25 protein-coding genes are annotated in these 23,140 nt (G+C 66.9%); 17 read left to right on the top strand and 8 right to left on the bottom strand.

What is annotated here, in order from left to right; all coding sequences use genetic code 11:
• Positions 1-68: 68 nt before the first annotated feature.
• Positions 69-923, top strand: a complete 855-nt coding sequence (locus AC5Y4C_RS03810) for a 3-hydroxybutyryl-CoA dehydrogenase (protein WP_499913593.1) — start codon at positions 69-71, stop codon at positions 921-923.
• On the opposite strand, the gene AC5Y4C_RS03805 is transcribed toward AC5Y4C_RS03810, so the two are convergent.
• The 3 genes from AC5Y4C_RS03805 to AC5Y4C_RS03795 form a co-directional block, all read right to left on the bottom strand.
• Positions 920-1,786 (bottom strand): endonuclease domain-containing protein, encoded by an 867-nt coding sequence (locus AC5Y4C_RS03805; RefSeq protein WP_499905641.1) that lies wholly within the window; start codon positions 1,784-1,786, stop codon positions 920-922. The two genes, AC5Y4C_RS03810 and AC5Y4C_RS03805, sit on opposite strands and share 4 nt — an antisense overlap.
• A gap of 177 nt (positions 1,787-1,963) precedes the next feature.
• Positions 1,964-2,818 (bottom strand): polyphosphate kinase 2 family protein, encoded by an 855-nt coding sequence (locus AC5Y4C_RS03800; RefSeq protein ID WP_499949924.1) that lies wholly within the window; start codon positions 2,816-2,818, stop codon positions 1,964-1,966.
• Positions 2,815-3,510, bottom strand: a complete 696-nt coding sequence (locus AC5Y4C_RS03795) for a TetR/AcrR family transcriptional regulator (RefSeq protein ID WP_499905646.1) — start codon at positions 3,508-3,510, stop codon at positions 2,815-2,817. Before AC5Y4C_RS03795 ends, AC5Y4C_RS03800 begins: the two co-directional genes overlap by 4 nt.
• 152 nt (positions 3,511-3,662) lie before the next feature.
• Here AC5Y4C_RS03795 and AC5Y4C_RS03790 point away from each other — a divergent pair, with 152 nt between their 5' ends.
• The 6 genes from AC5Y4C_RS03790 to deoC all read left to right on the top strand — a co-directional run bounded on the left by AC5Y4C_RS03790 (position 3,663) and on the right by deoC (position 7,543).
• Positions 3,663-4,925 (top strand): DUF445 domain-containing protein, encoded by a 1,263-nt coding sequence (locus tag AC5Y4C_RS03790; protein WP_499906325.1) that lies wholly within the window; start codon positions 3,663-3,665, stop codon positions 4,923-4,925.
• A gap of 112 nt (positions 4,926-5,037) precedes the next feature.
• Positions 5,038-5,472, top strand: a complete 435-nt coding sequence (locus tag AC5Y4C_RS03785; RefSeq protein WP_499905649.1) for a helix-turn-helix domain-containing protein — start codon at positions 5,038-5,040, stop codon at positions 5,470-5,472.
• Between the two features lie 60 nt (positions 5,473-5,532).
• Positions 5,533-6,150 carry an ATP synthase subunit B family protein gene (locus AC5Y4C_RS03780; protein ID WP_499905654.1) on the top strand — a complete coding sequence of 206 codons (618 nt, stop codon included), beginning with the start codon at positions 5,533-5,535 and terminating at the stop codon, positions 6,148-6,150.
• A gap of 44 nt (positions 6,151-6,194) precedes the next feature.
• A complete protein-coding gene (locus AC5Y4C_RS03775) occupies positions 6,195-6,470 on the top strand; it encodes a DUF2516 family protein (RefSeq protein ID WP_499906327.1) in 276 nt (91 codons plus the stop codon).
• Positions 6,471-6,473: 3 nt separating this feature from the next.
• Positions 6,474-6,872, top strand: a complete 399-nt coding sequence (locus AC5Y4C_RS03770) for a DUF2599 domain-containing protein (protein ID WP_499905659.1) — start codon at positions 6,474-6,476, stop codon at positions 6,870-6,872.
• Entirely contained in the window at positions 6,872-7,543 is a 672-nt protein-coding gene (deoC, locus tag AC5Y4C_RS03765; protein ID WP_499965058.1) for a deoxyribose-phosphate aldolase, read from the top strand. Before AC5Y4C_RS03770 ends, deoC begins: the two co-directional genes overlap by 1 nt.
• Here the strand turns inward: deoC and AC5Y4C_RS03760 are convergent.
• From AC5Y4C_RS03760 to AC5Y4C_RS03745, 4 genes are read right to left on the bottom strand one after another with little or no spacing between them, the layout of a single operon-like run.
• Complete coding sequence (locus tag AC5Y4C_RS03760; RefSeq protein WP_499905666.1) at positions 7,538-8,527, bottom strand: LmeA family phospholipid-binding protein; 990 nt, start codon at positions 8,525-8,527, stop codon at positions 7,538-7,540. The two genes, deoC and AC5Y4C_RS03760, sit on opposite strands and share 6 nt — an antisense overlap.
• Entirely contained in the window at positions 8,524-9,342 is an 819-nt protein-coding gene (locus AC5Y4C_RS03755; RefSeq protein ID WP_499905670.1) for a carbon-nitrogen hydrolase family protein, read from the bottom strand. The genes AC5Y4C_RS03760 and AC5Y4C_RS03755 overlap by 4 nt, the downstream gene beginning before the upstream one ends.
• Positions 9,343-9,352: 10 nt before the next feature.
• Positions 9,353-9,865: a DUF2505 domain-containing protein gene (locus AC5Y4C_RS03750; RefSeq protein ID WP_499949916.1), complete on the bottom strand. Its 513-nt coding sequence runs from the start codon at positions 9,863-9,865 to the stop codon at positions 9,353-9,355.
• Positions 9,866-9,885: 20 nt separating this feature from the next.
• Positions 9,886-10,392, bottom strand: a complete 507-nt coding sequence (locus AC5Y4C_RS03745; protein WP_499905676.1) for a DUF2505 domain-containing protein — start codon at positions 10,390-10,392, stop codon at positions 9,886-9,888.
• Between the two features lie 26 nt (positions 10,393-10,418).
• On the opposite strand from AC5Y4C_RS03745, the gene AC5Y4C_RS03740 reads away from it, so the two are divergent.
• Positions 10,419-11,477 carry a UDP-N-acetylmuramate dehydrogenase gene (locus AC5Y4C_RS03740; RefSeq protein WP_499949913.1) on the top strand — a complete coding sequence of 353 codons (1,059 nt, stop codon included), beginning with the start codon at positions 10,419-10,421 and terminating at the stop codon, positions 11,475-11,477.
• Positions 11,478-11,511: 34 nt separating this feature from the next.
• A complete protein-coding gene (locus AC5Y4C_RS03735; RefSeq protein ID WP_499905683.1) occupies positions 11,512-12,795 on the top strand; it encodes a L,D-transpeptidase in 1,284 nt (427 codons plus the stop codon).
• On the opposite strand, the gene AC5Y4C_RS03730 is transcribed toward AC5Y4C_RS03735, so the two are convergent.
• Positions 12,773-13,543, bottom strand: coding sequence for an SDR family NAD(P)-dependent oxidoreductase (locus tag AC5Y4C_RS03730; RefSeq protein ID WP_499965055.1), 771 nt, complete (start codon positions 13,541-13,543; stop codon positions 12,773-12,775). The two genes, AC5Y4C_RS03735 and AC5Y4C_RS03730, sit on opposite strands and share 23 nt — an antisense overlap.
• Positions 13,544-13,714: 171 nt before the next feature.
• Here AC5Y4C_RS03730 and AC5Y4C_RS03725 point away from each other — a divergent pair, with 171 nt between their 5' ends.
• The 8 genes from AC5Y4C_RS03725 (at position 13,715) to AC5Y4C_RS03690 (ending at position 23,111) form a co-directional block, all read left to right on the top strand.
• Positions 13,715-14,953: an ROK family protein gene (locus tag AC5Y4C_RS03725; RefSeq protein ID WP_499965053.1), complete on the top strand. Its 1,239-nt coding sequence runs from the start codon at positions 13,715-13,717 to the stop codon at positions 14,951-14,953.
• Between the two features lie 59 nt (positions 14,954-15,012).
• A complete protein-coding gene (mshA, locus tag AC5Y4C_RS03720; RefSeq protein ID WP_499965051.1) occupies positions 15,013-16,332 on the top strand; it encodes a D-inositol-3-phosphate glycosyltransferase in 1,320 nt (439 codons plus the stop codon).
• Positions 16,329-16,844 (top strand): type III secretion system chaperone family protein, encoded by a 516-nt coding sequence (locus AC5Y4C_RS03715; protein WP_499905695.1) that lies wholly within the window; start codon positions 16,329-16,331, stop codon positions 16,842-16,844. Before mshA ends, AC5Y4C_RS03715 begins: the two co-directional genes overlap by 4 nt.
• A gap of 13 nt (positions 16,845-16,857) precedes the next feature.
• Entirely contained in the window at positions 16,858-17,616 is a 759-nt protein-coding gene (locus AC5Y4C_RS03710; protein WP_499965049.1) for a phosphoglyceromutase, read from the top strand.
• 123 nt (positions 17,617-17,739) lie between these two features.
• Positions 17,740-18,933 carry a sensor histidine kinase gene (locus tag AC5Y4C_RS03705; RefSeq protein ID WP_499965047.1) on the top strand — a complete coding sequence of 398 codons (1,194 nt, stop codon included), beginning with the start codon at positions 17,740-17,742 and terminating at the stop codon, positions 18,931-18,933.
• 16 nt (positions 18,934-18,949) lie between these two features.
• Positions 18,950-19,636, top strand: a complete 687-nt coding sequence (regX, locus tag AC5Y4C_RS03700) for a two-component sensory transduction protein RegX (RefSeq protein WP_499906329.1) — start codon at positions 18,950-18,952, stop codon at positions 19,634-19,636.
• Between the two features lie 285 nt (positions 19,637-19,921).
• On the top strand, positions 19,922-20,632 hold the full coding sequence (locus AC5Y4C_RS03695) for a thioesterase II family protein (protein ID WP_499965046.1): 711 nt from the start codon (positions 19,922-19,924) through the stop codon (positions 20,630-20,632).
• 730 nt (positions 20,633-21,362) lie between these two features.
• On the top strand, positions 21,363-23,111 hold the full coding sequence (locus AC5Y4C_RS03690) for an AMP-binding protein (protein WP_499965044.1): 1,749 nt from the start codon (positions 21,363-21,365) through the stop codon (positions 23,109-23,111).
• Positions 23,112-23,140: the final 29 nt, after the last annotated feature.

Genomic DNA, 23,140 nt, shown 5'->3' with positions numbered 1-23,140 from the left:
CGCTGAATTGACGGCATCGGGCCCCGTCCATGATGTTGGGCGGGGCCCGATGCTGTGAAGGAGACACCGTGAGCATTGAACGAGTAGGTGTGGTGGGAGCCGGTCAGATGGGCGCCGGCATCGCGGAGGTGTCGGCCCGCGCCGGCGTGGACGTGCTGGTCTTCGAGACCACCGAGGCGCTGACGACAGCGGGCCGTGCCCGCATCTTGAAGTCGCTCGAACGCGGCGTGAGCGCCGGAAAGATCACCGAACGCGAGCGCGACGCCGCGGTGGCTCGGCTGAAGTTCACGACCAGCCTGGCCGACCTGGCCGACCGGCAGCTCGTCATCGAAGCGGTGATCGAAGACGAGGCCGTCAAGAAGCAGATCTTCGCCGAACTGGATCGGGTGATCACCGACCCGGATGCGGTGTTGGCGTCGAATACGTCGAGCATCCCGATCATGAAACTGGCTGCGGCAACGCAAGATCCGAGCCGGGTGCTGGGATTGCACTTCTTCAACCCGGTGCCGGTGCTGCCGCTGGTCGAGTTGGTCAGTGCATTGACGACGTCCGACGCCGCGCTGGAGCGGACCGAGCGATTCGCGGGCGAGGTGCTGGGCAAGCAGGTGGTGCGGTGTTCGGACCGTTCTGGTTTCGTGGTCAATGCGCTGCTAGTGCCGTACCTGCTCTCGGCGATCCGCATGGTGGAGGCAGGCTTTGCGACGGTCGAAGACGTCGACAAAGCGGTGGTGGCCGGGCTCTCGCATCCGATGGGTCCGCTACGGCTGTCCGACCTGGTGGGGTTGGACACGCTGAAACTGATCGCGGACAAGATGTTCGAGGAGTTCAAGGAGCCGCATTACGGTCCGCCGCCGCTGCTGTTGCGGATGGTCGAGGCCGGCCAGCTCGGCAAGAAGTCCGGGCAGGGTTTCTACTCCTACTAGACTGCAGCGCCCGCCTGCAGTAGCGCACAACGCACACGCCGCACAATCTCGTCGCGCTCATACCGTAGCTGCCGTGCGCTGACCCGGATGATCGTCCACCCTTGTGTGGCAAAGAATTCCAGCCGTTCGATGTCGTCTGCATGCTGCCGCGGATTTGTCCAGTGGTGCTCGCCGTCGTATTCCACGCCGACCTTCCACTCGGGGTATCCCATGTCGATGCGGCGCACCTTGCGACGACGTGGGTCCACGACACGGATCTGGGTCACGGGTCTTGGTAACCGCGCCCGCACCAGCAGCAGCCTCAGTTCGGTCTCCTTGGGTGATTCCGCTCCCGCGTCGACCAACTCCAGCACCTTCCGCAGTTGGCATATGCCGCGCGCCCCGTCGTACCGGGCGGCGATCCGGTTCACGTCTGCAACGGTGCAGCCGGTCGCATTCAGCAGCGCATCGATGCGAATGATGTTGATGTCGAAGGGAAGTCGACGACCGAAGTCGTAGGCAGTCCGGGCGGCGGTGGTACACAGCATGTCGCCGACACGACGCACTTCGTCGGGCGCAAGTTGACCAGCGTGCGCGACGATACCTGCCGGAGCTCGATTCCGTACCCGCGCGAGTTCCGCCGGACTATCTGCGGGTATCCACCGCGAGCCTAGGACTGCGGCCGCCGAGTTGCCGACGAGCACCGCCTTGCGGCCTGACCACAACCACGCGGCGCGCGCACGTAGGAAAGCGTCCAGTTCTACGCGGTTGAGGACATACACGTTGCGGAACAGTTTGGTGTAGTGCTGTTGCAGCTGCCATCGGGTCACCTGGCCGGTTTCCAGGGCCTCTGACGCGACTACTAAGCCAAGTAATCCCCCCATGAGCACATTCTCGTGCACCGATAACACACTTGTTTACGCCAATTCACCGAAATCATGCCAACAAGTGTGTTCTCGGCGCCGGAGCTCGGCGCCGGAGCTGGGCGCCGGAGCTCGGCGCCGGACCTGGGCGCCGCAAGCTGGGCGGCGCAAGCCCGCTAGGCCTGGGTGAGGCCTGGGCTAGGCCTGTGCGAGCCGCCGCTTCTCCGCCTCGACATCGAAATCCGGTGCGGGCCAGGAGAGCTCGAAGTCTTCGAGCGCAGCGATCAGCAGCTCGGTCACCGCGAGCCGGCTGTACCACTTGCGATCCGACGGCACCACATACCATGGTGCATACTCCGTCGACGTGCGGTCCAGCATCGCCTGGTACGCCTCCTGGTAGTCGGGCCACAGCTTGCGTTCGTCGACGTCGCCCGGGTTGTACTTCCAGTACTTGTCAGGTCGCGAAAGCCGTTTGGCCAGCCGCTTTTTCTGCTCGTCCAGCGACACGAACATCGCGACCTTCACCAACTTGAAGCCCTCGTCCACCAAGTCGCGTTCGAATGCGTTGATCTCGTCGTAGCGACCGCCCCACACCTCGGGCGGCACGATGTTGTGCACGCGTACCACCAAGACGTCCTCGTAGTGTGACCGATCGAATACCCCGATCGCGCCGAATTCCGGTAGCGCCTTGCGAATTCGCCACAGGTAATGGTGCTTGCGTTCTTCTTCGGTCGGCACACCGAACGCCGTGTACCGCAGTCCCTGCGGGTTGCCTGCTCCGACAACATGTTTCACGATGCCGCCTTTGCCGGCAGTGTCCATGCCCTGTAGTACCAGTACGACGGCGTGACGGTCGCCTTCGTCGCTTCTGCTGTTGGCGTACAACATCTCCTGCAATTCGGCGAAGCGTTTGTTGCGCTCGTTCTGGATGGCCGGCGCATGCTTCTTCTTGCCGGAGAAGCCCGGAGTAGCACGGGTGTCGATGTCGGCGACCTTGTCGCCGGCGCGAAACCTCAAGACCTTGCGGGCATCCCGGTTCCAGCAGTCCGTCATGACGGCGGCAATGCGGGCGCAGGGTGGGCCTGGGCGCGGAACTTCTCCAGCGAGCCGCCCACTTCGACGATGCCGCACAATGCATTCCACGACAGCATGGTCAGGTAGTCGATCAGCTCGTCGGCGGTCATCCGCGGATCCGACATCCACGAGTGGGTGGCCAGTTGCACTCCGCCGACGATCATGTACGCCCACGGCTCAGCCCCGCGGGTGTCCATGCCGGCTGCCTGCATGCGGCGGCGCAGCATCACCGCGAGCATGCGGGCAATGATCCGCTCCGAATCCGCAATCACCTTGCTTTTGCTTGCCGAACTGTTGGCCATCACGAACCGGTACGGCTCGGGTTCGGCGGCGACGGTGTCGACGTACACCCGGATGATCTCGCGGGTGAGTTCGTATCCGTCGAGATTCGACGACAACGCCTTGGCCATGTTCGGGATCAGCGTGGTCTGCGCGAACCGCATCATCACCGCGGTGGTGAGGTCGTTCTTGTCGACGAAATAGCGGTACAACACGGTCTTGGACACCCCGATGTCCGCGGCGATCTCGTCCATGCTGACGTAGCGGCCCCGGCGGCGGATGGCCTCCAACGTGCCGTCCACCAGTTCGTTGCGACGGTCCACCTTGTGCTGATGCCATCGCCGTTTGCGACCATCAACCTTCGCGGTTGTCGCCGGGAGTCGATCTACCACTGTCGCGAATGTCCGTTCGTTAGCCCACTTCGATATTACGGCCCGGCGCCGACATGCGACGCATTCCGCCGAGCACCCCGATTTGCCTGGATGATGGTGGGATGGCACACCGCCTGAGCAACTACGAGCGCCCGACGGCAGACCTCGAGGGCATGTTCGCGGTCGACGTGAGCGCGGACGCGCAGCGCCGCACCCAGCTGCGCCGGATGAAGGTGGTCGCGCTCGCCTTCTTGCTCGGCGCTACCGTGGTCTTCCTTCTCTGCCGATGGGGTCAGGCCAACCATGCACCCGCATGGGTGGGCTACGTGGGTGCGGCCGCCGAGGCGGGGATGGTCGGCGCGCTCGCGGACTGGTTCGCGGTCACCGCGCTGTTCAAGCACCCGCTGGGCATACCGATCCCGCATACCGCGATCATCAAGCGCAAGAAGGACCAGCTCGGCGAAGGGCTGGGCACCTTCGTGCGGGAGAACTTCATGTCGCCCGAGAACGTCGAGGCCAAGCTGCGGGAGGCGCAGGTGGCCAGCCGGTTGGGAAAGTGGCTGTCCGATCACGACCACGCGACCCGCGTGGCCTCCGAGGCGTCCAACGTGCTGCGGGTATTGGTCGAGATGTTGCGGGACGAGGACGTTCAGCACGTCTTCGACCGCATGATCGTCAAACGGCTCGCCGAACCTAAGTGGGGTCCGCCGGTGGGCCGGGTGCTGGGCACTCTGCTGCGGGAGAACCGGCAGGAGGCGCTGCTGCAGCTGCTGGCCGACCGCGCGTTCCACTGGTCGCTGAACGCCGGTGAAGTCATCCAGCGCGTGGTGGAACGGGATTCGCCGACGTGGTCGCCCCGCTGGGTCGACCACCTTGTCGGTGACCGCATCCACCGGGAGCTGATGGACTTCACCGACAAGGTGCGCCGCAACCCGGACCACGAACTGCGCCGCTCGGCCACCCGGTTCCTGTTCGACTTCGCCGACGACCTGCAGAACGACGAAGACACCATCGCGCGGGCGGAGACGGTCAAGGAGCAAGTGATGGCCCGCGACGAGGTGACCCGCGCGGCGGAGACGGCCTGGTCGGCGCTCAAGCGCAACCTGGTGGAGTCTGTCGACGACCCGTCCAGCGCGCTGCGCACCCGCATCGCCGACTCCGTCGTGCACATCGGGGAGTCGCTGCGCGATGACGCCGACCTGCGCGACAAAGTCGACGACTGGATCATTCGCGGCGTCAAGCACCTGGTGGCCGAATACGGCGTTGAGATCACCGCGATCATTACCGAGACCATCGAGCGGTGGGACGCCGACGAAGCCAGTCGCCGCATTGAATTGCACGTGGGCCGTGACCTGCAATTCATCCGCATCAACGGCACGGTGGTCGGCTCGCTGGCGGGGCTGGTGATTTACACCGTCGGCCAGCTTCTTTTCTAAAAGACCGCTAACTGGCTGCTTGCTAAAGCTAGCACTTCGCCGTAGGGTGTCGAATGTCCGTACTGATACCCGTTTGTCGAGGTGGTGATCAATGCCGACACAAGAGGTCGAAGTGGGCTTGCGCGAAGAGCATGAGCGCGACCTTGCTTCTTCCGACATTGCCGCCGTGGTGACGAACGCCGCTCAAGATATCGGTAGCTTCATCAGGGCCCAGCGAGAAGCGGCCCAGGTTTCGGTGCGGCAGTTGGCCGAAAAGGCCGGTGTCAGCAATCCGTACCTCAGCCAGATCGAGCGCGGATTGCGCAAACCGTCCGCCGAAGTGCTCAGCCAGATCGCCAAGGCGTTGCGGGTGTCCGCGGAAGTGCTCTACATCCGGGCCGGAATTCTCGAGCCCACCGAGCCCAGTGCGGTCCGCGACGCGATCATTTACGACACGTCGATCACTGAGCGGCAGAAGCAGGTATTGCTTGACATCTACTCCTCCTTTCGTCAACAAAGGGCGCATCAACCCGATGAAGCTGCCGGTGAGGAGTCGTCAACTGCATAACTGTCAGGAAATTGTGCAATCCGTCCCCATACGTTTCTGAATTCGAAAGGAATTACACACATGGCCGAGAGGACCAACCCCACTGCCGAGGATCTGAAGGCTCCGCTGCTTGCCGCGGTCGGTGCCGCTGACCTCGCCCTGGAGCGGGTCAACGAGATCGTCACCGCGCTTCGTGAGCGTGCCGAAGAGGCCCGCACGGACGCGAGCACCCGGGTCGAGGAGACACGCGGCCGGCTCACCAAGGCTCGCGAGGATCTCCCGCAACGCGCCGAGGAGATTCGGGGCCGGCTGAGCGGCGACGAGCTGCGCAAGGCCGCCGAGGGCTACCGCGAGCAGGCCACCGAGCTGTACCGCGACCTCGTCACCCGCGGTGAAGCCGCCCTGGAACGGCTGCGCAACCAGCCCGGGTTCGAGGAACGCCGCGCGCGCGCCGAGCAGGCGCTGAGCGAGACCGTCGAGCTGACCCAAGAGGCGCTCGGCAACGTCGCAAGCCAGACCCGCGCGGTCGGCGAGCGGGCCGCCAAGCTGATCGGCCGCGAGCCGGCTCCGAAGGCGCAGAAGGCGGAGAAGGCACCCGCCAAGAAGGCCGCCGCCAAGAAGGCTGAGCCCGCCAAGAAGACCGCTGCCAAGAAGGCGCCGGCCAAGAAGGGCGCGGCCAAGAAGGTCACGCAGAAGTAGGCAAGTCGACGATCGGGACGGTATCCGCCTAGGCTTGAGCAGTGATGCTTGGCCTCGCGGGTACCGTCCTTTTCGTCGTGCAGATCGCCGTACTGGTGATGACTGTCTATGCGTTCGTCCATGCTGCGTTGCAGCGCAGCGACGCCTACACCGCCACGGGCAAGCTGACCAAGCCGATCTGGCTTCTCATCCTCGGTGCGGCCGGTGTGCTGCTGTATCCGTTGGGCGTCATGGGTCTGGTGATTGCCGCCTGCGCCGCCGGTGTGTATCTGGTCGATGTGCGGCCGAAACTGCTTGAGATCCAAGGGAAGTCGCGCTAGCGGATGCGTGCCGTCCTGCTCGCGGCGTGCGCTGCGCTGCCAGTGGCTGTCATGGTCGCTGCGCCGGCGCATGCCGACGCGCCGCCGCCGCCCTACGTCGACCACACCGAATGGGTGCACTGGGCCGACCTGTCCAGCCTGCGGGTGTATCCGACTGCAGCGGGCCGGGAAGCCAGCATCGAGCTCGTCAGCCCCGACGAGGCATGGTCGGAGGTGCTCAGGCACGCCCCCGATGCCGACTTGCCCGGCATGCGTGATCAATTCGTGTGTCATTGGCAGCTAGCCGAATTCGCGCAACCCGGCAAGGTCAGCTGGAACTTGGAGCCGTGGCGCCCGGTGGTCACGCCGGCCCAGATGGTCGACGCCGGTTGCAATCCCGGCAACGTCGAAGAACCGTTCTAGTGGTGTCGGCAGCCGAACTGGCCGGGCTCGTCGACCACACCCTGCTCAAACCCGAGGCGACAGCAGCCGATGTGGCGGCGGCGGTCGCAGAAGCCGTGCAGCTGAGCGCTTTTGCGGTATGCGTGTCCCCGTCGATGGTGCCGGCGGCCGTTGCGGCCCGGCCGCCCGGCGGGCCTGTCGTCGCGGCGGTCGCCGGGTTCCCGTCGGGCAAGCACCTCACCGAGGTCAAGGCCCGCGAGGCAGCGCTCGCGGTGGGCGCCGGTGCGGCCGAGATCGACATGGTCATCGACATCGGGGCAGCGCTGGCCGGTGACTTCGACGCTGTACGCGCCGACATCGAAGGTGTGCGCCGCGCGGTGCCGGGGGCGGTGTTGAAGGTGATCGTGGAATCGGCTGCGCTGCTCGAGTTTGGCGGTGAGCCGGCACTGGTCGACGTGTGCCGCGTCGCCGGTGGCGCCGGAGCCGATTTCGTGAAGACCTCCACCGGATTTCACCCCAGCGGCGGCGCGTCGATCCGGGCGGTCGAGTTGATGGCACGCACCGTCAACGGACGCCTGGGCGTGAAGGCCAGCGGCGGAATCCGCACTGCCGCCGACGCGCTTGCGATGATCGACGCGGGCGCCACGCGCTTGGGTCTGTCGGGGACCCGCGGCGTGCTCGAAGGGCTATAGCTGCGCGAAGCAGGGATCCTGCTGGTCGGCCGGCAGCGACGCGTTGCGCGTCGAAAAGTGGCCTACCACAGCGGAATCCGTGACCTGCAGCGAGTCGGCTTTGATGCCGAGCGGATAGTTGTCGGCCAGCTGCTTGGTGAACCCGTCCAACGCCGGCTGCACCGATTCGCGGGGCAAGACGAATCCCAGCCCCGTGACATTGACCACCTGCAACGCGATGTTGCCGTCGACCACCTGCGGCTTGGCGGTGATGCTACCGAAGGTGCCCTGCAATTCGATCGTGCCGTCCGACGGATTGGTCGCGACTCCGGTGACGAAGTTGCCGAAGATCGGAATCGCGTTCTGCACAGTCTGTTTGATGCCGTCGGCGGTCCACGTGATCGTCGCGTCGAGCGCACCGATCATGCCCCTGTTGTTGGCGCCGCCTTCCAACTCGACGTCGTCGATCGACACTTCGGCCTTCATGCCCTTGGCGCTGCGGATCTGGTTGCCGTCGGTCTTGATCAGGATGTTGTCGTAGTGACCGGTCATGTGCTGCCACAGGAACGGTGGCATCGCGCCGAACGAGACGCTGGCGCCGTCTTGGGTCACGCACTCGGTCGCGTCGGCCACCACGCTGTCGGCGCGGTGGCGCGCGTACAACTCGCCGGCGATCAACCCGGCGGCCACCACCGCCAGCACGATGACGACGACCAGCACGATCGACAGCGGGTCGCGCCAGAAGTTGCGCTTGCCGCCCGCAGGGGCGGCGGCCGGCTTTTCGGCTTGTGGGGCCGCCTTGGGGATGTGCTGGGTGGGCGGTTCGGTCTGGCCCGCTCGGGGGATGTGCGTCGTCGGCCCATCCATCGGGCTGCCGGCCCTGGGAATCTGGTGGGTGGGCTGCTCCGGCGGCGGTCCCGGCTGGCGGGGTGGCGGGGGAGGCTGGCTGCCGGGACGGCTCCAGGCCTGCGGGTCACCGTGCTGCGGGCCCTGCGGGTTCGTCACCCGCGCGATTCTGCCCTATCCGCCTGAGTGAACGATGAGCGGTTGCGAAGCACGGCGAGCGTGTCGCGGGCCGTGGCCACGGTGTCGAGGTCCAGGTCGGCCAGCACCAATTGCGGATCGGCACCGGCTTCGGCAACCACCTCACCGAACGGCGACGCAACCAGGCTTCCGCCCACGCCCGTCGGCGCGCCTTTGGCTGCCAGGTCGTCGCCGGGATAGGCCTGGCCGGTCGCGGCGACGAAGCTGGTGCAGTCCAGCGCACGGGCACGCACCAGCAACCGCCACTGGTCGAGCTTGCCGGGGCCCGCCCCCCACGACGCACATACCGTGATCACCTGCGCGCCGCGGTCGGCCAGCTCGGTGTACAGCGCCGGGAACCGCACGTCGTAGCACGTGGAAAGGCCCACTCCGACGCCCGCCACGTCGACCACGACGGGCTCGCGCCCCGGTGCGACGGTCCGCGACTCGGCGAACCCGAACGCGTCGTAGAGGTGGATCTTGTCGTAGTGGGCGTCGACCCCCGGCCCCGTGGCGATCAGCGTGTTGGTGACCCGTCCGTCGTGCGTCGGCACGAACATGCCCGCCACCACGACGACGCCGGCGTCGGCGGCGATCGAGCGCACCGCGCACGCCCACGGCCCGTCGAGCGGTTCGGCCACCGGGCCCAGCGGCACACCGAAGCGGCACATCGTCGCCTCCGGGAACACCACCAGCGCCGCTCCGGCGTCGGCGGCCTGGCGGACGTTCTCGGCGACCAGCGTCAGGTTGGCTGACGGGTCGGTTCCGGCGCGGATCTGCGCCAGCGCGATGCGCATGAAGGCGAGCCTAGTGTCGGCACACCCACTCGGTGGTGAACCGCCGTTCAGCGTCGAACAGCGCGGTGACGTGGCGGGTCACCAGCTCTTCGAGTCGTCGGCCGACCAGCGGGATCGCCAGCTTGCACACGCTCGACAGCCGCAACTGACAGCCGTTGCGGGTCTGGGTGAGCAGCTGCGAGCCCTGGAAGTGGCCGACGACCCGCGGGATCGACGCCCGATAAGTTCCGGTGCCTTGATTCCGGTGGGGGTCGTACGGCTTGAACTGCTGCTCACGCCTCACCACCACATCGTCCGGCGCCACGGCGCGTCCGATCGGCGGCAGGTATGCGCGCGGCAGGCTGTGGGTCAACACGACTCGCGTTCCGGTGTGGTCGGTGGAAAAGGACGTGAGCTCGGAATCCGGAGTCACGCTGCGGTACTCCTGCAGCAGAGATTGCCAGTACATGAGGCTGGTGAAGCTGCGGTAGACGTCCGCGGCCGACGCGTCATAGGTGACCGTGTAGTCGAGTCGTCGGCTCATCAGCTCAGATTAGCTGGCGCTCAAGCGTTCTCGGTGATCCACACCGTGGTGAAGCGCTGCTCGGCGGCGACGAGCTCGGCGAGCTTGCCGCCGATGAACGTCTCGAGCTTCCCGCCGACCAGCGGAATGTTCACCTCGACGGTGGCGCTGAACTGCAGCCGCGAGCCCGTCTCTGTAGGCCTGAGCAGCGCCGTTCCTGTCAGCGACACGGGAGCGCCCGGCACCGCCCCGGACACCTCGGCGCGGGCCACCCCGTCGCGCACCGGCGTCCACGTCTCGTTGCGGATGATCTGCAGATTGCGCGGATGGAATTGCGTCACCACCGCCGGCAGCCGGTCGGCGCGCAGCGTCTGGGTGGTGGCCACCGTCACGGAGCCGTCGTCGGCGACCGTCAAGGAATCCAGCGTCGCGACGTCGGCGCCCGAGTCGACCAGCCGGGCCAGCCAGTACTGCTCGTCGGAGAATGCCGCGCGCACTTGCTCGACAGTGCCGTGGTAATCGGCCGACAAGTCGAATGAACGCGGCATAGCAGGTCAGGTTACCGTTACCGGCCGTGGCCACCGCTGAATACGCCGGCGCTCGCGTGGCGGACGACGTTCCGCTCGCGCCGCTGACCACGCTGCGGGTCGGACCCGTCGCTCGGCGTGTGATCACCTGCGCCACAACGGATCAGGTGGTAGCGGCGATGCGCGCGGTCGACGCGCAAGCGGGTCGGGTGTTGGTGATGGCCGGCGGGTCGAACTTGGTGATCGCCGACGACCTGACCGATCTGACCGTGGTGCGGCTGGCCACCGGCGGCGTGACCATCGACGGGCCGATCCTGCGGGCCGAAGCCGGAGCCGTCTGGGACGACGTCGTGGTTGCCTCGCTGCGGCACGGGCTGGGCGGATTGGAGTGCCTGTCCGGCATCCCGGGGTCGACGGGCGCCACACCGGTGCAGAACGTCGGCGCGTACGGCGTGGAGGTGGCCGACTGCATCACCCGGGTGCGTTTGCTGGACCGTGCCAGCGGCGACGTGCGGTGGGTCGCCCCGGAAGAGTTGGGGTTCGGCTACCGCCACAGCATGCTGAAGGGCGCCGACGAGTTCGTGGTGCTGGAGGTCGAGTTCGCGCTCGACGCGACGGGTCGCAGTGCCCCGCTGCGCTATCGGGAGCTGGTCGCCGCGCTCGGCGCGCAGGAAGGCGACCGCATCGAACCGGGCCGCGTGCGCAACGCGGTGCTGGCCTTGCGGCGCCGGAAGGGCATGGTGCTCGACGACGGGGATCACGACACCTGGAGCGCCGGCTCGTTCTTCACTAATCCCGTTGTGTCACAACAGGATTATGACCGTCTCGCCTACCGCAGCGCCGGGCCGGTGCCGCACTTCCCGGCGCCGGACGGGGTCAAACTGGCAGCCGCATGGCTGGTGGAGCAGGCGGGGTTTCACAAGGGATACCCCGGCGCGGGCGCGCCCGCCCGGTTGTCGACCAAACATTCACTGGCGCTGACCAACCGAGGGTCGGCCACCACGGCCGACATCGTGGCGCTGGCCCGCAGAATCCGCGACGGCGTGCGCGACGCGTTCGGGATCACGTTGGTCCCGGAACCCGTGCTGGTCGGCGTGACGATTTAGCACGGACACCGGGCCACCCGTACCCTGGGTCGACGTGACACCAGCCAACGACGCGCCGCGGCTGACTCGCCGCCGGGCCCTGACTGCGCTCGCGGTCGGGGTGGTTGCGCCTGGCGCGCTGGCGTCGTGTATCAGCAGATCCGGCAAACCGGGTGAGACGGCAGGCCCGCCGCCGAAGCCGACCGTGACGTTACGGCCGAACGACGGCGCCGAAGACGTGCTGCCGACCGCGCAGATCGGTGCCGAGGTCAGTGACGGCTGGTTTCAGCGGGTCACGCTGACCAACTCCGAGGGCAAAGTGGTGGCCGGCGCGCTCGGCCGCGACCGCACGTCCTACACCGTGACCGAACCCCTCGGCTACGGCTCGAAGTACACCTGGTCGGGGTCAGTGGTCGGCCACGACGGCACCACGGTCCCGGTCAGCGGCAGCTTCACCACCGTCAAACCCACCAAGACGGTCAGCGGCCAGTTCCAGCTGGCAGACGGGCAGACCGTCGGCATCGCCGCGCCGATCATCCTGCAATTCAACGCGCCGATCAGCGACAAGGCCGCCGTCGAACGCGCGCTCACGGTGACCACCGAACCCGCCACCGAGGGCAGCTGGGCCTGGCTGCCCGACGAGGCCCAAGGCTCGCGTGTGCACTGGCGCACCAAGGAGTACTACCAGCCGGGCACCACCGTGAAGGTGGACGCCAAGCTCTACGGCGTCAACTTCGGCGACGACGCCTACGGCGAGGAGGACGTCTCGCTGAACTTCACCATCGGCCGACGCCAGATCGTCAAGGCGCACGCGCCGTCGCATCGCATGCAGGTGGTGACCGACGCGGGCGTGATCATGGACTTCCCGTGCAGCTACGGCGAAGGAGACCAGCCGCGCAACGTCACTCGCAGCGGCACCCATGTGGTCACGGAGAAGTACGCCGACTTCTGGATGAGCAACCCAGCGGCCGGCTACAGCAATGTCCACGAGCGCTACGCCGTGCGCATCTCCAACAACGGCGAATTCATTCACTGCAACCCGGAAAGCATTGGCGCGCAAGGCAACACAAACGTCACCAACGGGTGCATCAATCTGAACCTGGAAAACGCCATCCAATACTTCAACAGCGCGATGTACGGCGACCCGGTCGAGGTCACCGGGACGTCGATTCAGCTGTCCTACTCCGACGGCGACATCTGGGACTGGGCTGTGGATTGGGACACGTGGCGCTCGATGTCGGCTCTCTCGTCGCAGCAGCCGCCGTCCAATATCCCCAGCAGCGCGCCGGCCACCCCGTCGGGCGCGCCGCAACCGGTCAACGGTCGCCCGGGCCGTTAGCGCCGTCGTCTCGGCGGTAGAACCGCGACGCGGTCGCCTGATCGCGCGGCCGCATCACGACGAGGTCTAAGTTCACGTGCGACGGCCGCGACGCCACGAAGCCGATCACGTCGGCGACGTCCTCGGCCACCAGCGGGGTGATGCCCCGATACACCGCGTCGGCACGCGTGCGGTCGCCGTCGAAACGCACCAGCGAGAACTCGGTTTGCACCGCACCGGGCGCAATCTCGGTGAGCCGCACCGGTTTTCCGAGCAGCTCGCCACGCAGCGTGCGGTGCAACGCCCCTTGGGCGTGCTTGGCGGCGGTGTATCCGGCGCCGCCGTCGTAGGTTTCCAACGCCGCCACCGACGTGACCGTGACGATCAGCCCGTCCTGCGATGCGATCAGCTTGGGTAGCAACGCCCGGGTCACCCGCAGCGTGCCGAGCACGTTGGTTTCCCACATCCAGCGCCAGTGCTCGAGGTCGGCGTCGGCCACCGGCGCCAAGCCCTTGGCGCCGCCGGCGTTGTTCACCAGCACATCGACGCGATCCAGCCGCCGTGACAGCTCGTCCACGGCTGTTTGGTCCGTGACGTCCGCCACTATCGCGGTGCCGCCGATCTCGGCGGCCAGCGCCTCGATGCGGTCCGCACGCCGAGCCACGGCCACTACGTGAAGTCCTTGTCGCGCAAGGGCTTTCGCGGTTGCAGCGCCGATACCCGAGCTGGCGCCGGTGACGACGGCGACTCTCTGCGGCTGCGGGGTCATGCCCTCACTCTAGAGAGCGCCGACGCCCTGTCCTGTGCCACTCGCAAAGCCGTGCTAAGTTCCACGACGTGTTCTTCGCCTGTAGGTGTTGTCGCCCCGGTCATCGCCGCGCCTGACCGCTGAGTCGGTGCGGCCAGGGTCCAGCCAACCGACTGACGAAGGACAACCCCCATGCGATCCACGATTCTTCTGACCCGCCACCACATCGTCGCGCCGTCGCTGGGTCTGCCCGAGGCGGCAGCCGCCGCGGTGTTCGGCGCCGCACGGACCCGCGGCCCGATCGCGCGTGATGCGATCGCCCAAGTCACATCCCTGTCGATCGCCACGGTCAACCGCCAAGTGACCGCGCTGCTGGACGCCGGGCTGCTGCGGGAACGCCCCGACCTGGCGGCGTCAGGTGCGATCGGCCGGCCCCGGGTGCCCGTCGAAATCAACCACGAGCCGTACCTGACGCTGGGCCTGCACATCGGCGCGCGGACCACCAGCATCGTCGCCACCGATCTGCTGGGCCGCACGCTCGACGTCGTCGAGACCCCTACCCCGCAGACCGGCCAGGCCGCGGCGCTCACGGCGCTGGCCGCCAGCGCCCAGCGGTACCTGAGGCGCTGGCATCGGCGCCGGGCCCTGTGGGTGGGCGTGGCGATCGGCGGCGTCGTGGACGGCGCCACCGGAACCGTCGACCACCCGCGGCTCGGCTGGACCGACGCCCCGGTCGGGCCGATGTTCGCCGACACGCTGGACCTGCCCGTGTCGGTGGCCGTGCACGTGGACGCGATGGCCGGGGCGGAACTGCTGCTGGGCATGCGACGGTTCGCCGTGCGGTCGTCGACCAGCCTGTACGTCTACGCCCGCGAGACCGTCGGCTATGCCTTGGTGATCGGCGGCCGGGTGCACAGCCCGGCCAGCGGCCCGGGCAACATTTCCGCGCTGCCCACCCAGTCCGAGCTGCTGGGCGGCTCGGGCCGGCTGGAGTCCACGGTGAGCGACGAGGCTGTGCTGGCCGCCGGGCGCCGGTTGGGCGTGATCCCCGCCGGCGCCACGATGAGCACGCTGCTGCGTGTTGCGCGCGGCGGCAACCGGCAGGCTCGCGAACTGCTCGCCGAGCGTGCCCGAGTGCTCGGTGGCGCGGTGGCACTGTTGCGCGACATGCTCAATCCCGACGACCTCGTGGTCGGCGGCCAGGCGTTCACCGAATACCCCGAAGGCATCACCGAGGTCGAGGCCTCCTATGTTCGGCACTCCACGCTGCCGCCGCGCGACATCAGGGTCACCGCGTTCGGCAACCGGGTGCAGGAGGCCGGCGCCGGCGTGACGTCATTGAGTGCCCTCTACGCCGACCCGATCGGGGCGATGAGGCGCGCGTTCCGGCGCATCGGCGGTGCGCCGGCCGGTGAAGGCGTCTCGGCCTGACGCGGCCGAGCGGGGTGCCGCGGGAATAGGTCCGCAGCCCTTTCGGGTAGACATGGCATGTGACCGACGCTCAGGAGCTCCGCCGCGTCGCGGTGCTGTCGGTGCACACCTCGCCGCTTGCGCAGCCCGGTACCGGCGATGCGGGCGGCATGAACGTCTACATCCTGCAGTCGGCGCTCGAGATGGCCCGCCGCGGCGTCGAGGTGGAGATCTTCACCCGCGCGACGTCGTCGCAGGATCCGCCGACCGTACCGGTGGCACCCGGTGTGCTGGTGCGCAACGTCGTCGCCGGTCCCTTCGAGGGGTTGGACAAGCACGACCTGCCGACGCAGCTGTGCGCGTTCACCGCCGGGGTGCTGCGTGCCGAGGCCACCCACGAACCCGGCTACTACGACATCGTGCACTCGCACTACTGGCTGTCCGGCCAAGTCGGCTGGCTGGCTCGCGACCGCTGGGCAGTGCCGCTGGTTCACACCGCTCACACGCTGGCCGCGGTGAAGAACGCGGCACTGGCCGACGGGGACGCTCCCGAGCCGCTGATGCGCGTGGTCGGTGAACAGCAGGTGGTCGACGAGGCCGACCGCTTGATCGTCAATACCGAAGACGAAGCGCGCCAACTCATGTCGATTCACCACGCGGACCCTGCGCGTATCGACGTGGTGCACCCCGGCGTCGACCTGCAGACGTTCACGCCGGGTGACAAAGCCGCCGCGCGGGTGGCGCTGGGACTGGCCGGCGACGAGCAGGTGGTGGCGTTCGTCGGGCGCATCCAGCCGCTGAAGGCCCCCGACATCCTGCTGCGTGCGGCCGCGAAACTGACCGATACCCATCCGCGGCTGCGGGTGGTGGTGGCCGGCGGGCCGTCCGGCTCCGGGCTGCAGGCACCCGAGACGCTCGCGCGGCTAGCCGCCGAGCTGGGAATCAGCGCACGTGTCACGTTCCTTCCGCCGCAGCCGCGCACCGGGCTGGTAACCGTGTACCGGGCTGCGGATCTCGTTGCGGTGCCCAGCTACTCGGAGTCGTTCGGCCTGGTGGCCATCGAGGCGCAGGCCTGCGGAACGCCCGTCGTCGCGGCGGCCGTGGGCGGATTACCCGTCGCGGTCCGCGACGGAGTCAGCGGCGCGCTGGTGTCCAGCCACGACATCGACGACTGGGCCAAGAGCATCGACGCGCTGCTGACCAGAGCTCCGGCGATGAGCCGCGCCGCGGTCGCGCACGCCGCGAACTTTTCGTGGGCGCGCACCGTCGACGCGCTGCTGGACGCCTACGGCCGGGCGACCGAGGACTACCGCGCCGGACGGCAACGCGGTGCGGTTGTCACGCTGGCGTCGCGCCGGTTGGGTCGTCGGTGGAGCATGAGGCGGGGGTTACGCGCATGACCGACGACGTCCAACAGCGCATCGAAGACGCGCTCGACGAGAGCGGGCTGCCTTATTTTCACCACGAGGGCGCCCACGGGGGACCACCCGGAATCGTGGTCGAGCTGCCGGGGGAGCGACGGCTCAAGACCAACACGATCCTGACCGTCGGCGAACACTCGGTGCGGGTGGAGGCGTTCGTCTGCCGCAACCCCGACGAAAACCACGAAGCGGTCTACCGATTTCTGCTCAAGCGCAATCGCAAGCTCTACGGAGTCGCCTACACCCTCGACAACGTCGGCGACATCTATCTGGTCGGCCGGATGGCGCTGTCGGCGGTGACCGCCGAGGAGCTGGACCGGGTGCTGGGACAGGTGCTCGAGGCCGTCGACGAAGACTTCAACACGCTGCTGGAATTGGGTTTCTCGACGTCGATCCGCCGCGAGTGGGCATGGCGGGTGTCGCGCGGTGAGTCGCTGAAGAACCTCGAGGCGTTCGCCCATCTGATCGAGCGCCCAGATTCGGCCCCGTGAGAGACTTTCCGGCATGGCAGACGTCGGCACGCTCGTGCTTCTTCGCCACGGCGAAAGCGAATGGAACGCCAAGAACCTGTTCACCGGTTGGGTGGACGTCGACCTGACTGAGAAGGGTCGCGCCGAGGCGATCCGGGGTGGCGAGTTGATCGCCGAGCACGGGCTGCTGCCCGACGTGTTGCATACGTCGCTGCTGCGCCGCGCCATCACCACTGCGCATCTGGCGCTGGATGCGGCCGACCGGCTGTGGATTCCAGTCAAGCGCAGCTGGCGGCTCAACGAGCGTCACTACGGCGCCCTGCAGGGCCTCAACAAAGCCGAAACCAAAGCCAAGTACGGCGAAGAGCAGTTCATGGCGTGGCGGCGCAGCTACGACATCCCGCCGCCGCCGATCGAGCCGGGCAGCGAGTACAGCCAGGACACCGACCCGCGCTACGTCGACATCGGCGGTGGCCCGCTCACCGAATGCCTGGCCGACGTGGTGGCGCGGTTCCTGCCGTACTACACCGACGTCATCGTGCCGGACCTGCGGCTGGGCAAGACCGTGCTGATCGCCGCGCACGGAAACTCGCTGCGCGCGCTGGTGAAGTACCTCGACGGCATGTCCGACGACGAGGTGGTCGGCCTCAACATCCCGACCGGGATTCCGCTGCGCTACGACCTCGATTCCAACCTGCGGCCGCTGACACCGGGCGGGCAGTACCTCGATCCGGAGGCCGCCGCCGCCGGGGCCGCCGCAGTGGCCAGCCAGGGCGCGGGCGCGAAGAGCTGACCAGCCGCGCCTCGGCGAACAGTCGGTGAACTGCAGTGGAACTCCTTCGCCGACGGGTGTGAGATGTCCCGAAATGGCCTCACGCTGCTGGGGTGACGTTCACCGTCTGCGTACGATTCGGACGTGACTGTGGCGTCTGCGGTCCTCGTGGCCGCGGTGGCAGCCTCTGTGGCGCTGGTGATCGGCGTCGTCGTCGGCGGCGCGGTGATGCCGCGGCTCGCCGAACGCAACCGGCGTGTGGCCGCCCAAGAGGCCGGGCTGACGGTGTCGCAGATGCTGCACCGCATCGTGGCGCTGTCGCCGATCGGCGTCGCTGTCGTTGACAACCATCGCGATGTCGTGTTCTTGAACGCCCGGGCCCAAGAACTCGGCCTGGTGCGCGACCGGCTGCTCGACGACCGGGCGTGGACGGCCGCGCGCCGCGTGCTCGCCCGCGGGAACGATGTCGACATCGACTTGTCGCCGGGGGCGTCCCCGTCCGGCCGGTCCGGGTTGTCCGTGCGCGGCCGGGTGCGCCTGCTCGCCGAGGAAGACCGCCGGTTCGCGGTGATCTACGTGTTCGACGACTCCGAAGTGGCGCGCATGGAAGCGACTCGTCGTGATTTCGTCGCCAACGTCAGCCACGAACTCAAGACACCGGTGGGGGCGATGGGACTGCTGGCCGAGGCGTTGCTGGAATCGGCCGACGACCCGGACACAGTGCGCCGCTTCGGCGAGAAGTTGCACTTCGAGTCTCAGCGGCTGGCCAATATGGTCAGCGAGCTGATCGAGCTGTCGCGGCTGCAGGGAGCTGAACGGTTGCCCGAGCTCGAAGCGGTCGACGTGGATACCGTTGTCGCTGAGGCGCTTTCGCGCTCCAAGGTGGCTGCCGACAACGCCGACATCACGATCGCCACCGACGAGCCCAGCGGGTTCAAGGTGCTGGGCGACCAAGGTCTGCTGGTCACTGCACTGGCCAACCTGGTCAGTAATGCGATCTCGTATTCACCGCCGGGCTCGCCGGTGTCGATCAGCAGGCGCCGCCGCGGCGGCAACGTCGAAATCGCCGTCACCGACCGGGGCATCGGGATTGCCAAGGAACACCAGGAGCGGGTGTTCGAGCGGTTCTTCCGGGTGGACAAGGCCCGCTCCCGCGCGACGGGCGGTACCGGGCTGGGGCTGGCGATCGTCAAACACATTGCGGCCAACCACAACGGGACGATCCGGCTGTGGAGCCAACCGGGCACGGGGTCGACGTTCACGCTGTCGATTCCGGCCTATGAGGACACCGACGGCGCAGCCGGCCATGAAGACGCCGACGACCCGTCGGCTGGATGAGAGGAAACACCACGTCGTGACCAGTGTGCTGATCGTGGAGGACGAGGAGTCCCTCGCCGACCCGCTGGCGTTCCTGTTGCGCAAGGAGGGCTTCGAGGCGACCGTGGTTGCCGACGGGCCCACTGCGCTGGCCGAGTTCGACCGCGCCGGCGCCGACATCGTGCTGCTGGATCTCATGCTTCCCGGCATGAGCGGCACCGACGTGTGCAAGCAGCTGCGAGCCAAGTCCAGTGTGCCGGTCATCATGGTGACGGCTCGCGACAGCGAGATCGACAAAGTGGTGGGGCTGGAACTCGGTGCCGACGATTACGTCACCAAACCGTATTCGGCGCGCGAGCTGATCGCCCGGATCAGGGCGGTGCTGCGCCGCGGCGCCGACACCGACGACCTGGGCGCGGCAGACGGTGTGCTGGAAGCGGGTCCGGTCCGCATGGACGTCGAACGCCACGTGGTGTCGGTGAACGGTGAGCCGATCACTCTGCCGCTCAAGGAGTTCGACCTCTTGGAGTACTTGATGCGTAACAGCGGCCGAGTGCTCACCCGCGGGCAACTGATCGATCGGGTGTGGGGAGCCGACTACGTCGGCGACACGAAGACTCTCGACGTTCACGTGAAGCGGCTGCGCTCCAAGATCGAAGCAGATCCAGCAAACCCAGTGCATCTGATCACGGTGCGCGGCCTGGGTTACAAGTTGGAGGGCTAGTCCCGATCAACCCGGCGCGGCCGCTTCGGCGCAGCGGATTTGGCTGTCCCGCAACCGAGTTAATGCCTGTTTGCTTTCTCAAACATCTCCGACGGCGGGCCGACCGGCGTGTGGGCAGGCCCCGGGCGGCGGGCATCGGAGATTGCTGCCGCGATCCCGCGCAGCGCTTCGGTGGCCACACGGCCAGTGCCGCTGCGAAGCTGGGAGCCGGCTGCACGGCGTCGGGTCGCTTTGCTGATCGCCGGAGAACCGATCCGTCGGCGAGCCCAGAGGTAATGTGATCTCGTGGCCTCGCACACGCCGACGTTGTACATCTTTCCGCATGCCGGTGGATCAGCGCAGTATTACGCGCCATTTGCAAAGGCTTTCAAATCGGATATCAAGCGCCTGGCAGTGCAATATCCGGGACGGCGCGGGACTCACGACCTGTCGTCGTTCAAAAGCGTCCAGGATCTCGCGGATCAAGTATGTGGAATGCTTTCCCCGCGGGATACGCCCGGACGAGGTGTCGCATTCTTCGGGCACAGTATGGGCGCACTGGTGTCATTCGAGGTCGCGCTGCGGTTCGAAGCGGCAGGCAATCCCATCGAAGCCCTGTTCGTCTCTGCCTCTGCCGCACCCGGACGAGTGGGGTTCGAGGACATCCCTGAATCCGACGAAGGGCTACTTGCTGCCGTCAGCCAGATGACCGGCGCCGATCCAGAGTTCATCGAAGACGAGGAATTCGCGGCGAAGATACTTCCGACCCTGCGCGGCCTGAAAGCGATCAGCAATTACAACTGCCCGCCGGACGCCATTGTGTCGTGCCCCATCTTCGCTTTTCTCGGCGACAGCGACGACGTGGCCCCCTACGAAAAGGTAGCTGGCTGGGCCGAGCGCACGGCGGGCGAGTTCACTGTGCGCGCCTTCCCCGGTCACCACTTCTACCTGAACGACAATTTGCCCGAGCTCGTCGACGACATCGAGGGCAAGATCACGTCGTACGTCAGCCGGTAGCTTCTGGCACGCGGCCGTCGCCTGAAACCTGCTCGTAGAGTCGGCGTCTGCGACCGCATGCTGGCGCGCCGATCGGTCACCCTGGTGCGAGCCGGTGGACGGCCTCCGAGAAGCCTCCGAGACGGTTGCACTGACCGCCGGGGGTGGACTGCGCCACGACCTCCGCAATTTTCGTACTCGCTGGTAACCAGCGGCGCGCTGCGACAGCACTCGCCCGATGGCCGCGCCGGTTCGCGGCGCGCGCATGCGGTGTCCGCGACGTCTGCGCCGGAGAACGGGGAGCGGCTCGCGTTCGCCTGTGTCCACTTTTTTGGCGCCGTCTGACGAATGTTTGCTCTTTGAAGCTTTTCGGCGCGGGAAGTGGTGCATCCGCTGTTGTTTTTGCGCGGCCGCGCGGACTTGGCGACACGCCGCCAACGCCGGCGACCTAGCCGACCCTTACCGGAACCCCGCAACATTCAGCAAACAATCTAGGCTGCTGAAATACCGTCCCACACCGCATCCAATTTGTTTGCGAACCGACGGCCGGCGGCCACCGGCCGTCAAATCCGGAAAAGCATCATTAACTGCTGCGCAAGCCTCTGACCGGGGTAAATATGTCGAATTGGGCTCCGCGTGGCCTGAGAATTTCCAGATTGCCGTTCCTAAGCATTGGTCGGAAAAGCGTGTTAGCGTTCGCTCGTAGGGTCTTCCCTGATCGTCTGCTGGCTAACTACGTAAGGGTGATGCGATGCCGTCAATCGCTTCTTTTGTCCCTGCTGCGCTGCAGAAACAAGCCGAACTGCAGCCCGATGCGACGGCGTTCAGATTCATCGATTACGACATTGACTCCGCCGGATTCAGCGACAGCCTGACGTGGTCTCAGGCGTACCAGCGGGTGCAGGCGATCGCCGCCGAACTCGGGGCGTACGGGTCGCCCGGCGATCGCATCGCGGTCGTTGCACCGCAGGGCTTGGAGTACATCGTCGGCTTCCTCGGCGCCATCCATGGCGGCTTCGTCGCGGTGCCGCTGTCAGTGCCGTTGGGCGGCACTCATGACGAACGCATCACCGCCGCCCTGCGGGACAGTGCACCCGTCGCGGTGCTGACGACGTCCACGGTCGTCAACGATGTCGTCTCGTGCGCGCAGGCCGTTCCCGGCCGAATGCTGGCGATTGTCGAGATCGACGCCCTGGACCTCGATGCACCACAGCCAAGCGCGCCACGCCAGATCTCCGGGCGCACGACGGCACTGTTGCAATACACCTCCGGCTCGACGCGGCGGCCGGCAGGTGTTGTGGTGACTCACGACAACATTGTCAAGAACCTGCAGCAGGTCTTCGCCGACTACTTCGAAGACCGCAGGGGCGAAGCTTTCGCCGACACCACACTGGTGTCGTGGCTGCCCTTCTACCACGACATGGGACTGCTGCTGGGAATCACCGCACCGGTCTGGTCGGGCGTTTCCACGGTGCTCACCAGTCCCATGGCATTTCTGCAGAAGCCGGCCCGGTGGATGCAGATGCTGGCAAGTCACCCCCATTCCTTCTCTGCCGCACCGAATTTCGCGTTCGAGCTGGCGGCGCGCCGCACATCCGACGACGACCTAGCGGGGCTCGACCTGGGAAACGTGTACTGCATCATCGCCGGCAGCGAACGGAATCACGCTGCCACCATCAGGCGGTTCAACGGCCGGTTCTGTCCTCTGGGGCTCAGTGACACCGTCGTTCGACCGTCGTACGGCCTCGCCGAGGCCACCCTGTATGTCGCCTCCTCGGCGCCGCAGCGTCCGCCGAGCGCTGTCCGCTTCGACTACGAGAAGTTGTCGGCCGGCCATGCAAAGCGTTGCGACAGTGAAACCGGCACCGAACTCGTAAGCCACGGCGGGTCGCGTGCCGTGACGTTCGCGATCGTCGATCCCGAAACGGGCCACGAGAAGGCGGCAGGCGACGTCGGTGAGATCTGGGTGCATGGCCCCAACGTGGCGAGCGGATATTGGCGCAATCCGGAGTTGTCGGAGCGGACATTCGGCGGACGTCTTCTCGACCATTCTCCGGGACGGCCCGAGGGTCCGTGGCTGCGTACCGGCGATCTGGGCGTGATCTCCGAGGGAGAGCTCTTCATCGTCGGCCGCATCAAAGACTTGCTGATCGTCGACGGGCGTAACCACTACCCCGACGACATCGAGGCGACCGTCCAAGAAATCAGCGGCGGCCGCGTCGCGGCGGTGTCCGTTCCCGGTGATCGGACAGAGCAGCTGGTCGTCATCGTCGAGGTCAGGAAGCCGCGCGCGCCAGAACAAGACGAGCAGCAAAGGCTTCGCACGCTCAAACGTGATGTCACAGCGGCGATCTCGCGAGTGCACAGCGTTCGGGCCGCCGATGTGGTGCTCGTGTCTCCCGGCTCGATCCCCATCACCACGAGTGGCAAGATCCGGCGCTCGGCATGCGTCGAGCGTTATCGACTCGATCAGTTCCAGCGACTCGACGCGGTCGTATGACGGCCGGCCAACTGAATGCACCTGTGGCG

This window comes from Mycobacterium sp. NGS35 (assembly GCF_059812855.1).
Note: the sequence above shows the minus strand (reverse complement) of the source record. Positions and strands in the feature narration are given on the sequence as shown.